At 59.4% G+C, this 13,276-nt stretch carries 9 protein-coding genes, 1 tRNA gene and 2 pseudogenes; 9 read left to right on the top strand and 3 right to left on the bottom strand.

What is annotated here, in order from left to right:
- Positions 1-338 precede the first annotated feature (338 nt).
- The 3 genes from ACOHX0_RS21140 to ACOHX0_RS21130 all read left to right on the top strand — a co-directional run bounded on the left by ACOHX0_RS21140 (position 339) and on the right by ACOHX0_RS21130 (position 1,827).
- Positions 339-1,019, top strand: a complete 681-nt coding sequence (locus ACOHX0_RS21140; protein ID WP_420679222.1) for an alpha/beta family hydrolase — start codon at positions 339-341, stop codon at positions 1,017-1,019.
- Positions 1,020-1,193: 174 nt separating this feature from the next.
- Positions 1,194-1,715, top strand: a complete 522-nt coding sequence (locus ACOHX0_RS21135) for a GNAT family N-acetyltransferase (RefSeq protein WP_420679221.1) — start codon at positions 1,194-1,196, stop codon at positions 1,713-1,715.
- 35 nt (positions 1,716-1,750) lie between these two features.
- Positions 1,751-1,827: transfer RNA gene (locus ACOHX0_RS21130), tRNA-Arg, on the top strand.
- 28 nt (positions 1,828-1,855) lie between these two features.
- Here the strand turns inward: ACOHX0_RS21130 and ACOHX0_RS21125 are convergent.
- Positions 1,856-2,581: a tyrosine-type recombinase/integrase gene (locus tag ACOHX0_RS21125; protein ID WP_420679220.1), complete on the bottom strand. Its 726-nt coding sequence runs from the start codon at positions 2,579-2,581 to the stop codon at positions 1,856-1,858.
- Positions 2,582-2,608: 27 nt separating this feature from the next.
- Positions 2,609-2,833: a hypothetical protein gene (locus ACOHX0_RS21120; RefSeq protein WP_420679219.1), complete on the bottom strand. Its 225-nt coding sequence runs from the start codon at positions 2,831-2,833 to the stop codon at positions 2,609-2,611.
- A 99-nt stretch (positions 2,834-2,932) separates the two neighbouring features.
- Here ACOHX0_RS21120 and ACOHX0_RS21115 point away from each other — a divergent pair, with 99 nt between their 5' ends.
- The 6 genes and pseudogenes from ACOHX0_RS21115 to ACOHX0_RS21090 all read left to right on the top strand — a co-directional run.
- Positions 2,933-4,525, top strand: a complete 1,593-nt coding sequence (locus ACOHX0_RS21115) for an LPD38 domain-containing protein (protein ID WP_420679218.1) — start codon at positions 2,933-2,935, stop codon at positions 4,523-4,525.
- Complete coding sequence (locus ACOHX0_RS21110) at positions 4,522-4,797, top strand: hypothetical protein (RefSeq protein ID WP_420679217.1); 276 nt, start codon at positions 4,522-4,524, stop codon at positions 4,795-4,797. Before ACOHX0_RS21115 ends, ACOHX0_RS21110 begins: the two co-directional genes overlap by 4 nt.
- A 349-nt stretch (positions 4,798-5,146) precedes the next feature.
- Positions 5,147-5,476 (top strand): annotated as a pseudogene (locus ACOHX0_RS21105) (transposase family protein); the annotation flags it as partial.
- Between the two features lie 106 nt (positions 5,477-5,582).
- Entirely contained in the window at positions 5,583-6,332 is a 750-nt protein-coding gene (locus ACOHX0_RS21100; protein ID WP_420679216.1) for a response regulator transcription factor, read from the top strand.
- 87 nt (positions 6,333-6,419) lie between these two features.
- Positions 6,420-9,671, top strand: a complete 3,252-nt coding sequence (locus ACOHX0_RS21095) for a beta strand repeat-containing protein (RefSeq protein ID WP_420679214.1) — start codon at positions 6,420-6,422, stop codon at positions 9,669-9,671.
- Positions 9,672-9,674: 3 nt separating this feature from the next.
- A pseudogene (locus ACOHX0_RS21090) lies at positions 9,675-10,007 on the top strand (IS256 family transposase); the annotation flags it as partial.
- 456 nt (positions 10,008-10,463) lie between these two features.
- On the opposite strand, the gene ACOHX0_RS21085 reads toward ACOHX0_RS21090, so the two are convergent.
- Entirely contained in the window at positions 10,464-12,860 is a 2,397-nt protein-coding gene (locus ACOHX0_RS21085; protein WP_420679213.1) for a hypothetical protein, read from the bottom strand.
- Between the last annotated feature and the right edge of the window lie 416 nt (positions 12,861-13,276).

Here is a 13,276-nt window from a genome sequence, read left to right as displayed (position 1 = left end):
TGGGGAAGAAAGGCTCAAGGCGCGCCATCTGCGCGTCAGTTAGCCAGAAAAGATCAGACATGGTCACCGCTCGTTTTCGAGCCGTGAATCATGCCGATAGCCGAAAATCAATGGGTCCTGACCCTAGACTTCGCGCGATCTTACCCCGAATTCCGCGACATCTTTACTCCCAGCACTGAATGGCCGAAAATAAGCAATTGAATTTATGATGTTTTTCCAGTCACATGGAGACAACTTTGCCCCGACTTACAGAGCCGCAATATACCGGCCCAATAGTGCCGCGCAATCCGGGCGAAGTGCGGCGAGGCAGAGTTGCGGTAAACCTGAAGAGCGTCCCCTTGGGCGCCGTCCCTGTATCCGGAGGGCACAACATCGGCGGGGTCCATTTTCTTCTGAACGGCGATGAGGCGGGGCGGGCGACGGTGCTGCTTGCCCATGGGGCCGGTGCTGCGATGGATACGGCCTTCATGGCGGCGATCGCCGAAGGCCTCGCCGCACGCGGCCTGCGCGTTGCGCGATTCGAGTTTGCCTACATGGCCGCGCGGCGGACGGGAGGCCCCAAGCGCCCCCCGCCGAAGATCGAAGTGTTGCAGGAGGAATACCTGAAGGCCGCGGATGCGCTTGCCTGTGAAGGCCCGCTGATCATCGGCGGCAAGAGCATGGGCGGCCGGGTTGCCAGCCTCATTGCCGATGACCTCTGCGCCCGGGGCCGTATTTCGGGGCTCCTCTGCCTCGGCTACCCGTTCCACCCGCAAGGCAAGCCGGAAAAGCTGCGCACCGCCCATCTGGCGGCGTTGAGTGTGCCCGCGCTGATCTGCCAGGGCAGCCGGGACCCGTTCGGAACCAGGGAGGAGGTCGCGGGCTACGGGCTTTCGCAGAGCATCACCCTCAAGTGGCTGGAGGACGGCGATCACGACCTGAAACCGCGCAAGCGTGTCACCGGGCGCAGCCACGAAGAGCACCTGGCGGCCACGTGCGATGCCGTGGCGGCGTGGAGCGCGGCGGAACTGCCCGGGTAGCCTCTTTGGCGGGCAAAGGCCGCCCGCACTGTATTAAGCTTCGCCTTCTGTGGGTCTTTTTCCTTCCGTCGGAAGGTTTCCCATTGCGTCTGGCACCCGATTCGGTGCGAACTCGTGCCGCGCGCTTCGGAATTGGATCTGCAAGTGCCTGAGATGATTTAGGAGTCCGCATCCATGGTGGAGACGCGCCCGATAACCGCTGGTGAAACAGGCAAGCAGGGGGGCGGCTTTGCCATCACCCGCGAAAGCCCCGCTGCACCGGAGGCCGTGGCGCTGATCCGGCGGCATCTGGCGCAGATGGCCGCGCAATCCCCCGCCGAAAGCTGCCACGCGCTGGACGGCAGCGGTCTGGAAGCGCCGGAGGTGGCGTTTTTCCTGCTGCGCCAGGGCGGCACGGCGATTGCCATGGGCGCGCTGAAAATGCTTTCGGGCAGCGTCTGCGAGCTGAAGTCCATGCACACCGCGGCAGAGGCGCGGGGCAGCGGCGCCGGGCGCGCCATGCTGGAGTTCCTACTGGCCCGGGCGCGCACGGCGGGCGCCTCCGGTGTCTACCTGGAAACCGGCTCCACTGCCGAATTCCTGCCCGCCCGTAAGCTATACGAGGCTTACGGTTTCGCCGAGTGCCCGCCGTTCGAGGGCTACACCGAGGACCCCTGGTCCGTCTTTATGCACCTGCCCCTGCCCGGCGCGGCTTGACCCGGCTTGCCTGGCTGTCATAACTGGCGCCAAGCGGTCCCTTAGCTCAACTGGATAGAGCAGCTGACTTCTAATCAGCAGGTTGAGGGTTCGAGTCCTTCAGGGATCGCCACCTCCAAATTTTGCGCCTTTGTTTTCAGCTATTTACCGCGAAAAGTTGGAACTTGGTTGGGCGGAGTTGGAAATTCTGTTCCCGAAATGACCCGCCGCAGGTCAGCCGATTTGCTGTAGTGCTCGGCTTCCGCACCGGTCTCGTGCCCGAGAATTGCCTTGCGCTGATCTTCGGTCGCGCCGTTTTCCCGCAGCATCGACGCGCGCAGCTTGCGCAGCCCGTGGGCGCTCTTGCCCTCTCCCAGGCCCGCGGCCCGGCATGCCTTGGAGAACCATTGCGATGCGGCCTTCTCGGATCGCGGTTTCCCGCTCGCGGTGATGATGTAGGTCCTGTGGCGCGGGGCGGCTTCCAGGCATTTGTCCAGATCGCCGGTCCACTCGAACCAGTCAGGCGCGGTCTCGGCGGTCCACGGAATGACAGCAAGGCTGAGGCTCTTGCTGCGCTGCATCGTCAGCCACCCGCCCTTCACCATTCCCGGCCCGATCCGGCAGGCGTCCACCATCGCGGCGCAGGAGCGGTAGAGCAGTTTCATGCAGAGGCGCTGCGGGGTGTCATGCGGCCAGTGGTCCCGGAAGGTCTCGAGATCCGCCCGCGTCCAGGCTGTGTGCCCCTCGCTCTTGGGGGCCTTGCGCGGAAGCACATGGGCCGCCGGGTCCACGTCGATCATTCCGCGGCCGTGCAGCCACTTGAACAGCGCCCGCCAGCACTTGAGCCGGTTGTTCGCCGGGTGCGCGTCCAGCTTGGACAAGTCCATTCGGATGTGCTTGGCCTGGACGCCGGCTTAGGGGGCGCGGCCGTAGCCGTCCTCGATGGCCTCCAGGATGCGGCGGCGCTGCTGGCGCGTCATGGCCGCGAGGGCCTTGAACTCCTCGGAGGCGAAGTAGGCGCGGATTGCCCAGCCCAGCGAGCCGGAGGCGTGATTAGGGGCAGGGTGGTGCCCGACCCCTTCCGCCGCTGCAAGGTAGGCTTTCAGGAAGGCCGGGCTGTCCTTTGGCGCGTCGGGCATCGGGATGCCCTTTTGCCCAGGCGGGCGGAAGTAGAACCGGGGGTTTCCGCTCGGGAAGCGCCCTGATGCGCTCAGGTACTTCAAGCGGGGATAATCAACGTGCCTCCGAAAGCTCTATCTCTGAACGGTGAGCTGGGTCTTGCTTTCGGCGCCCGCGGCTCCGGCCGCAAGGCGGCGGCGCATTACGAGCCCGGCGAGGTGGTGATCAACCTCACGAAAGGCCAAGGCGCCGGATCTCTGGCGCATGAGTGGTGGCACGCGATGGACCACTATTTCGCGCGCCAGGGCGGCAAGTCCGCGCTCCTGCTCACCGAGGTTCGGACCAGCACCTTGAGCGATGGCATCCGGCCAGAGCTGGTCGCGGCATTTGACGGGCTGATGAGCCTTGTTCGCAAGGGTGGGCTGAAGGTGCGTTCGGCCGTGGCCGACCAGCGCAAGAGCAAGCCCTTCTTTGCGACCATGCCGGAGATGACCGCGCGGGCCTTCGAGAGCTACGCCGAGGCGCGGCGCAACGGCTGGAGCAAGGCCGATGCCGCCAGCCTGGCGAAGAACCTTACCGTCAACTTCAACCGCCGCGGCGAAATCGGTGCCAGCATGCACGCCTGGTCTCCCTTCGCCAATGCCGCCAATCAGGGCTCCCACGTCATCCTGAAGGCGATGAGGTCCAAGCAGGTGCAGGGTATCGTCGGCGGCATGATCCTGTTCGGCTTCGCCAACGACCTGCTGGCAGCAATGCTCTCGGCCGAGGATGAGGATGGCGAGCTGGAGTATGACCAGCTGCCCGCCTACAAGTCCGAACGCAACATCATCGTGGCAACGCCGCTGACCGAAGAAGGCTATGTCACGATCTCGCCGCCCTATGGCTGCAACGTCTTCTTCTTTGCCGGGCAGCAGCTGGGCAAGATCGTGCGGGGCGTGAAGTCCCCGGCGGAGGCGGCGGGCCAGCTGCTCCAGGCAACGATTGGTGCGTACTCTCCCATCTCCGGCGAGGACGGGTTCTCGATGCTGGCGCCGACGGTTCCGGATTTCGCCAACGAGTTCGACAACAACCGGGACTGGCTGGGCCGACCGATCCGCCCGGAAAACCCCTATGGAGACTACGGCCCGCAGTCCTACAAGGAGTACAACGCCAGCGCGCCGTCGCGCGCCCTCGCGCAGGGCCTCAATACCGCCACCGGCGGCTCGCCGCTGGAGCCCGGCATCCTTTATGTGTCGCCGGAGTACATCGACCGCTACTTCAAGTTCATGACCGGCGGTGCCGGGCGTTTCGCGGGCAAAATGTACGGTCTGGCGGAGCGCACCGCCGAGGGTACGCTGGGCGAGACCGAGGCCTATGAAGTTCCGATTGCCCGTGTGCTCTACACCGAAAGCGGTGACTTTCTGAACCAGAACCGCTATTTTGAGTTCCGCGATGCGGTGCGGGAGGCGCGGGCGCAGGAGAAGCGGGCCGAGGAGATTGGATACCCGATGACGCAGGAGATGAAGGATCTGAATGCGCTTTGGGTGTCCCTGCGGCAGGCGGACAAGCGGCGCAATGCCATCAGCGGCCAGATGGATGCCATCTATGCTGATGAGACGCTGAGCGGCCGGGAACGGGAGGCCAAGCTGCGTCCCTTGAAGGAAGCCCGCAACGAGGTCTATCTGCAGTTCAACAAGAGGTTCATTGAGCGCATCGGGCCACAAGCCGAGTGAAAACCAGCGACATCATACTGGCCGGGGCCGTCGGCGTGGCGCTGGGTCTCGCCTATAAGGTGGGCTCCAATCAGGGCCTCAAGGCGGCGCCCGAGTATCTGGAGGCCAAGCGGCTGGCCGATGCGCGGCACGAGGATTTCTGGCAGAAGATGGCCGATATGGAAACGCCGGAGGATGTAGTGTGCTCCCGCATCTTCGAGATGGTTGGAGACCTGCAGGCGCCCCGGCGGGCCGCTTTGGCCGGCGGCCGGGAACCAGACCCTTTCGACTAGGCTGATCCAGTCTGAATTGAGAAGCCCCCGGTTCGCGCCTGACGCATTCCGTGTTGTGGGACATGCATCGAAGTTTCTAAACTCGGCGCCGGAACTTTCGATCATGCTGCACCTCACTGAGGTGCAGCATTTTTTGTATATATTTTCAAATGATTACAGCGTTCATTTTCGGTTTTGATCTGTGGCATGAGGTTGAACTGAAACGGATCTGTCTCATCGAGGCTCAAAGTAAGTCCTTCATTATACCCGAAATTTCAGAAATCCTGTCTCTTGTGTTGAATAGGGCTATAGGCTCTGCTCGAAACTCTTTGAAAGCTTGGGTTTGGAGCCCGTGGAATGGGCGCCTGCCATGAACGCCAAGTTGCACGCCGTCAGAGGCGCCATTGGCCGCCCCATTCGGTTCTTCATGACCGCTGGTCAGATCATCAACTACACCGGCGCAAGGGCGCTCCTAAGCAGCCGTCCCGTCGCAGCCTGGCGGATTGCCGACCGGGGCTACGACAAACGCAAGTACAAGTAACGCAACCGTTTTGAAATCATGATTGGTCGGCTCAGGGATTGTCGGCGCGCTGCCACCCGCTACGACAGGTGCACAAAAGTGTTCTTGTCCGCCATCTCTCCCGCCGTAGCGGTCATCCTCTGGCTAAGCAATTCAATGAGTCTGGGGTCTCATTTATGACTGCAATGAGGCCACCAGTGGCACACGGGAAAATTCATTAAAACTACTTTGTGTGGTATTTTGGACATGAAGAGTGCATTTGAGCTTGCCGCGGGGAGGGGGAGATATGCCAGGTTCCAATGGAGATTTTGTCAAGAACTTCGTTTTCCGGCTCGCCGAGTGTTCAAGTTCCGAGCAACGATGGGCAACAGTGAAAGAAGCACTCGGCGACCTTGGAGCAAGCGCGGTAATCGCAGCAAAGGTGCGTAAACCTTCCGGGATCATAGACTGGATGCAAAGCAGTCTTCCTGAAACGGTCATTGTTGACTATTTGTCAGAAGGGTTCATGAATCATGACCTGATCGCGCGCCATACTGCCTCCAAGACCCAGGACCTGGTCTGGCGTCCGCGGGACGGATGGAATGCCGAAGGCGAGGCTGACAGTGCTGGTTTTGCAGGCTTTGTCTCTGAATCCGGATTTCAATCCATTGTCAGCTCATCCATTTCAGACAGCTCAGGGCGCTCCCGCTATGCTGTAAGCTATTGTTCAGAATACTCGAGCGACCAAGTCCTGGCAGACGAAGCGAAAGCCACGATATTGCAAATCTGCAAGATTTTTCTCCCCTGGCTCAGCTGGCAAGGGATTCAATCCGCCAAAGATTTCACTCTTGTGAACAAGCGCACACTCTCTCCAAGGGAGCGCGACGTTCTGTGTTATCTGGCCTCTGGTTTGCAAAATGGGAAAATATCCGAGGCGATGGGTATTTCGGACACAATGGTGTCGAAACACATTTTTCACGCCCGCGAGAAACTGGGGGCACAAACCGCCGCCCAAGCAGTTGCGATGGCGATTCGGGACGGCCAAATCAACCTGTAAAGGTTAAAATATATCCACCTACTCGCCTGCCTTCCGGTTTGGGAAAATGCCCAGGCAATGGGCCTTCAGTTACAGGGTGGGGAAAAGATGGAACGCACCGTAACCTTTATCATCGAGGGTGTGGTCGATACTGAAATCACCGTTACAGAGCTCAGCGACGGCACTTTGAAATTTGACATCGATGTTCTGGGAACCAGCAGCATCGGCGACTTGCGCGGGCTGTTCTTTGACCTTGAAGACTACACCGTCGATGGCGGGCTGACCGCCACGGGAGCTGATGTAACAGCCCAGAACTACGGTGAGGGGTCCATTGAACGCGTCCTCAAGGATGTGAACATAAACGGCGACGTTGTGAAAACCCTTGGCAAGTTCGACGCCGCAGTGTCCTTCGGGACTTCCGGGATTGGTGATGACGACATCCAGACGACCAGTTTCATTCTCTCCCATGAAAGCGATGCGCTGACACTGGACATGCTCAGCTTTGCCAGTATCGGCCTGAGGTATACGTCGGTCGGAGAAGTGGGTGGCGAGCGGTCAGAATCAACAAAGATCGGCGGAGCCGCCAGCGGCGTGGCCCAGAATGATCTCATTTCAGTTTCTGAAAACAGCAGCGCGAGCACCAACGCCCTTGCCAATGACGAGGCAGATCCGTCCAGTTCTGTCATCGGCTTTGAGCTGAACGGCACAAGCTATGCGCCAGGCGATAGCGCGAATGTTGTCATTGGCGGCGCCCATCTGGCGACCCTGTCTGTAGCATCTGATGGCACGGTCACATTAACCGCAGACGGCGCCGACGTGGACGGGCTCGCCCAGGGCTCTTCCGTGAACTTCGCCTTCGCCTATACCAGCCAGGCTCCCGGCGGATCGTCCGCAACCGCTATTGTCAGTGGTACTGTCACCGGAACCAACGACGCGCCATATCTGACGGCAGGTAGTGGCGCCGCACAAGAGGACGGCCCGAGCATTGATGTGGATCTCGCCGCTCTGGGCGACGACGTTGACAGCGATGATGACGGAACCACGCTAAGTTATGCGATCATCGGCGCGCCCACCGAGGGCACAGCCTCGATCAGCGGCACCACTCTGAGCTTTGATCCCGGCGCGGACTTCCAGGACCTGGCCGAAGGCGAGACGCGGGACGTGACGATCACCATCGAGGCCACCGACAGCCACGGGGCTACTGCGTCCAACGACGTTGTGATCACCGTGACAGGCACCAATGATGGGCCAAGGTTCATTGCGAGCTATACAGCTCGCCTGAGTGAGGCCAACAGCCCTTCTGTGCTGAGCGCAGATGGTTCAATTCAGTTCGCTGATCCGGATCTGCCGGACCGGCCGGAAGTGACCGTTGAGTTTTTGAACGCCGGATGGTCTCGAGGTCCGAACACGCTGTCGCAGGCGCAAATTGATGCGCTGTCCACACCGCTGATTTTGTCGCCAGATTCCGGCAACACGAATACTGGCGAGGTGGCATTTACCTATACGGTCGCCCCTTCGGTTTTGGACTTCATCGCCGAAGGCGAACGGGTTGTGTTGAACTACCTCGCCAAGGTAACGGATGAGGCAGGAGCGTTCGACACGGCCTTGGCCACCGTTTCCATCACAGGCACCAACGATGGCCCGACATTTGCCGCGGGCGTCGGAATGGCACAGGAGGACGGCCCGAGCATCGATGTGGATCTCGCCGCCCTGGGCGACGACGTTGACAGCGATGATGACGGAAGCACTCTCAGCTATGCTGTTGTTGGTGCGCCTGCCGAAGGCACAGCTTCGATCAGCGGCACGACACTGATCTTTGATCCCGGCGCGGATTTCCAGGACCTGGCCGAAGGAGAGACCCGCGACGTGACCGTGGCCATTGAGGCCACCGACAGCCACGGCGCCACCGCGTCAAATGATGTTGTAATCACGGTCACTGGCACCAATGATGCTCCCACTCTGACGGCGGGCATGGGAGCCGCCGAAGAGGATGGCCCGAGCATCAATGTAGATCTTGCCCTTTTGGGTGGTGATGTCGACAGCGACGATGATGGAACGACACTCACCTATGCAATCACGGGCATGCCTGCTGAGGGAACGGCATCGATCAGCGGCACGACGCTGACCTTTGATCCGGGACCGGATTTCCAGGATCTGGGTGACGGTGAAACCCGCGATGTGACTGTGACGATCGAGGCGACTGACAGCCATGGCGCCACTGCGTCAAACGATGTGGTTATTACCGTAACAGGCACAAATGATGCTCCGGTTGCGGTTGCAGATTTCTTTGAGGCCTCCGAAGACGGGGTAACGGTTCTCGGAAATATCCTGGACAATGATTTTGATCCTGAAGGCGATCTTATTTTCCGCGGATCGATAACTTCACCTTCACCGCCATTTGATGGAAGCTGGGGCATCAGCACCACCGGTGGCGGAGCGGCGACATTTATTGCCGGAACTCAATTCCAATGGCTCAGCGAAGGCGAGACAGTGGAAGCGAGCGTCCTCTACGACGCTGTGGATGAGCATGGCGCAAGAAGTGATACTGCTCAAATTGTTGTTTCTGTGATTGGATCGAATGACGGGCCGACGCTGGCAGCCGGCGCCGGCGAAGCACAGGAGGATGGACCAAGCATTGATGTCGATCTTGCTGTCCTGGGCGATGACGTGGACAGTGACGATGACGGAACCACGCTGACCTATGCCGTTATTGGCATGCCGTCCGAAGGTACAGCAACGATCAGCGGAACCACGTTGAGTTTTGATCCCGGCGGGGCCTTCCAGGATCTGGGTGAAGGAGAGACACGCGATGTGACCGTGACAATCGAGGCGACCGACAGCCACGGCGCCACTGCCACCAACGACGTGGTAATCACCGTGACCGGTAAAAATGATGCGCCGGTCACCATGCTGGGTGAGTTGACAACTGACCAGAATTCGGCTGGCAGCCTGAATGTTCTCAGCAATGACACCGACCCGGATGGCGCTGTGTTAAGTGTTTCTCATATCACCGGATCACCCTTCTCTGGCTCGACGTCCGTGTTCGTCACATCACTTGGCGGCCGCACCGGGCGGCTGACGTTGTCCGAAAACGGGGATTTGGATTTTGATCCGCTTGGAAACTTTGACGACCTGGCAGTTGGGGACAGCGACACATTTGCCATCAACTACACCGCTACCGACGGCAACGGCGGCTCCACGAAAGATGCTTCGGACGGGCGAACGTTCACGGCAGCGAAGGAATTTGGCGACGGGAACATGGTGTTTACTGCGCTTGATCCTTCCTTCCACGCTCAGTACGGTGCTGGCCCTCTTGAGGACAAGTACGATTTCGCGGAGAATGTCTTCGTGCTTGTGTGATGCAAGCGGACGCTGTTCGGCCTGTTCGAAGGGACCGTCAGCAAGGACGTGGTCAGCCGGGCACGGCGCAAGGTGAAGGTCGACTGGGACACTTGGTCTGCTTGGGATCTTGTCGGCGAAGAGATCGTGCGGGACATCCTCGACGGCACCGTGATCGTCGACGGCGCTCTTGGCCTTGAAGCCGCGCTTGCGCGCACTGGGGCGAGGCCCTGCCCATTCATCGCCGCGCCGTTCACAAGCACCGGAACCCTCTTGGCGCATGTCCCCAAGCGACTGCACGACGAGGTGGGTGAGGACTACCGCGGAATGATCTACATCGGCACCGTCGCCGATATGGCAACTGTTGCCTTTACCGGCATCAACCGGGCCGAAGACTGGAGCGAGGAGGGCTTTGTCTTTTCCTCCGATGGCGGTCATACCGATCAGAACAACTCGCTTATGTTCCATGACAACTCTGTCGGCCTTGCCGACAACGACTTTGTCATCACCCGGGCGGACGGTGGCGCGTTCTCTCTGACGGATATCGATGTGCTGCAAACTGACGGCGGGCTAACCCTGACAGGGAATGACGGCCAGACGGTGGTCATCACGGCGGGAACGACGGGTCTGGTCTCTATTGGGATCACCGACGTGACGTCGATCACGCTGGAGGTGCCGAATAGCCCCAATGACGGTTTGACCGAGGTTGACAACTTCGTCTTCCTGTTCTGATCCGGGACCGTGCAAGCCTCTGTCCCGCGTGTCGCGGGGCAGCTGGTAATCAGTATTTTCCACCCTGACATGCGGCCCTCTTCAACTTTTGCTGTTTGAGTTCTTCCTGGCTTTCCGTGACCGCTCAAAGCGGGTGCCCAGCTTTGTGCCCATGTAGAGCCATGGTCGATACAGCACGCGATAGAGGTCAGGAGGCACCTCGGAGCCATCCTTCTTCTTGGTGAAGGCATCCATGCCATGCCTCATGGCTGGCGTCTTCTTGGCTGGCATCCGCTTTGGTTTTGGAGGGAGGTCGACGTATTCATCTGTCCCAGGTATCGGCATCCCCCGCTGTATCATCACCGGCGGGTCTATCAGGTCGTCGATCTCTGCATAGGGGCAGGCATAGCTGCGCTCCTCGAAGAAGTTGTAGTGGACCCGGTAGATGTTGAGGATTGAAACCAGGATCTTCGGATTGAAGATTGCCCCCTGAATGTAGGTTCCACCAACGCGCGCGCCACCGTTGCCGGCCCGGTCAGCGACGCTGAGGCGCGTGCGCAGTGAGTTCATGAAGCTGCTTACGGGTTGAAAGGTCGCCTTGTAAACCAACGGCGCCAATTCTCTCCGCAGATCGGCATCGAGCTGTTCCTGGTTGAATGGAACCTGCTTGAGGGTTTGGCGGAGCGGGCGGGGCACGATTGGAAATCCAACCACCTTGCCGATCTCACCGCTTGCCTCTGTTGGCGACTTCACCCACAGGCCTGGAAAGCTCCCGATTTTATAGTTGGATATCTGAAACGGCGACGAAGTGCCCCTAAGTGCTGTTGAGAGGCCGCTGGCGATAAACGCTTCTGTGATCACTTTCTCGTCAGTGTCCGGATCAAACCGGCCGTCATATAATCCTTTATCACGGAACTTCTTCCGTGCGCGGCGATAGCCGTTGACCAGCCTCTGCCTTTCCGGCTTTGTCGCCTTCTTATTGAATGACATAGCAAGCCAGGTGAAGCGGTTCTCGCGGATCTCCTGGTCGAATATATGAGGCAGCAGAGGTGGAAGTGTTGCCTCCTGTTCCGTCGTCAGGACTATTGAGCCGTAAGGCAGCATCTCCTTCAGCAGGATGAAGTGCGCCCCCTTCGTGTAAGTGTCCCGGGTGGTGACGCCCTTGAACGGTCCCCGTTCATCGGTGTCATCGAAGGGGAACCCAAACCAACCTTCGGAGATCTCGCGGATCTTGGCGATCATGCCGTCGGTGCGGTCCATGATCTCGTTGCGTTCGTCCTGCTGATCCTTCGTCCTCTTTGGCATCCGCCGCTTGGCACGTATCTGGAACGCTCGGATCTCGTTCACGCAGGCCCCAAAGAACTGGCTTTCATGAAACCGGCCAGTTGGGCGCTGCCATGAAAACTTCGGCGCCGATGCGACCTTACTCCCGGGGTATTCTTGCGAGAGGTTTTGAGGCTGCCCGTCTTCGTCCAGATAAGTCGAGTTGAAAACATCAAGGGGTGCAACCCTGGGATCGAAATCAACATCGAGCCGATACACGTAACCACTACGTGCATCGGCGGTGATCGCGCAGTTCAACTGGGTATTCTGCCGGTCTGCCGCGGTTTCCCAGTTCACTGTCAGAACCATGTCATCATGGCTGAGGCGATGTTCGATCAACTCGCCGCTCTTTTCGACCTTTGCCTTCCAGCGGCGCAGCATCTCGCGCTCGTAGGCAAGGTATACCTCCTCGTACCAGGCGATGCGATCGTAGATGCGGGACATGCCGATGCTTTTACCGGTCGCAATGCTCAGGGTTCTCTGAATATCAATGATACCTGCACTGTTCAGGACTGCACCGAGGATGCGAAGGTTGTCCGCGGTGTTCTTTTGCCCGGCATGAGGCAAGGACACAGAAAAGCGCGCCCCTTTCTTGCCCTTGCACGGTTTGTGCACCACCCGAATGGATTTTGGAGCAGCGTTTATCCTCGCAGGCTTGCCGTCCCGGTCCTTTGTTCTTTCATGAGCGCCATTCAGTGCAAACTCTTCAGGCTTGTCGAGCAGACGCACCCCGCAAGCACCGCACGACGGTCCGTCGAGGACGCCATTGTAATTTCGCAACCGGTCGACCTCTTCCGTCAGATGGTCTGGGGAGAGAATTGAGAACCCTGAATTGCATGGTGAGCCATCCAGTGTCTGACCGAGGCACCGAATGGTCCGCTGATCCGACCACTCGTGAGGATTGCCCTCGAACTGGAATGCGCTGGAAACGCGAAGATGCTTCGCCTTGGAGCCGGCCAGTTTGTAAGCGCCAGGACCATTGGTCTCATAGAGCTTGAGCTGTTCTGGAGTGAGGTCAGGCCGCTTTGATCGCCAGAGTTCCCGCCGCGCCGCGCGCTCCGTCATAGGATGACCGAAGTTGGAGCAGTCCGGATTGCCGCAGGTGTTGAGCTTGTGCTCGCCTGAGCCTGGGTAAAGCTGCGAGAGTTTGAAGTTGAATGTAGCCAAGCCTGCCATCGGAACCTCAGATCTTCGCGGTTCCGCCTCGAGTCGTTTTTTTCCGACCAGAAAGCAGAAACCGCGCGCAATTTGGAGTGGTCACGGAAGAAAATCCGTGGATTCCGCACCACTGCGAACATCAAGCTTGTGACCGAGGGATATTGGCTCTATTGTGAAAATCAGAAGCGAAAATGTTTGGTTCGATTAAACTTTTTTCGCATCGAATGACATGGTGTGTTTGCGGCGGCCGCTCTCCCAGGGCGAACGAGGTCCGATAAGATCGGCCTCAGCAAAACCAGCCGTGAAAGAGAACGACCATGTTGCATTATGTTGGTCTGGACGTGTCCGTCAAATCCGTGTCGATCTGTGTTGTCGATGAAGATGGCGAGGTGCTGGCGCGCGGCGAAACCAGTTCGGATCCGGACGAGATTGCA

This window comes from Cribrihabitans pelagius (assembly GCF_048820915.1).
In the GTDB taxonomy this organism is placed as follows: Bacteria; Pseudomonadota; Alphaproteobacteria; order Rhodobacterales; family Rhodobacteraceae; genus Cribrihabitans_A; species Cribrihabitans_A pelagius.
The sequence above is the reverse complement of the archived record's forward strand: the minus strand, read 5'-3'. Positions and strand labels throughout refer to the sequence as shown.

Excerpts from the sequence above, each read along its gene's own strand:
- ACOHX0_RS21135 (WP_420679221.1), top strand. The coding sequence starts at position 1,194 with ATGGTGGAGACGCGCCCGATAACCGCTGGTGAAACAGGCAAGCAGGGG.
- ACOHX0_RS21125 (WP_420679220.1), bottom strand. The coding sequence starts at position 2,581 with ATGGACTTGTCCAAGCTGGACGCGCACCCGGCGAACAACCGGCTCAAG.
- ACOHX0_RS21120 (WP_420679219.1), bottom strand. The coding sequence starts at position 2,833 with ATGCCCGACGCGCCAAAGGACAGCCCGGCCTTCCTGAAAGCCTACCTT.
- ACOHX0_RS21100 (WP_420679216.1), top strand. The coding sequence starts at position 5,583 with ATGCCAGGTTCCAATGGAGATTTTGTCAAGAACTTCGTTTTCCGGCTC.
- ACOHX0_RS21095 (WP_420679214.1), top strand. The coding sequence starts at position 6,420 with ATGGAACGCACCGTAACCTTTATCATCGAGGGTGTGGTCGATACTGAA.
- ACOHX0_RS21085 (WP_420679213.1), bottom strand. The coding sequence starts at position 12,860 with ATGGCAGGCTTGGCTACATTCAACTTCAAACTCTCGCAGCTTTACCCA.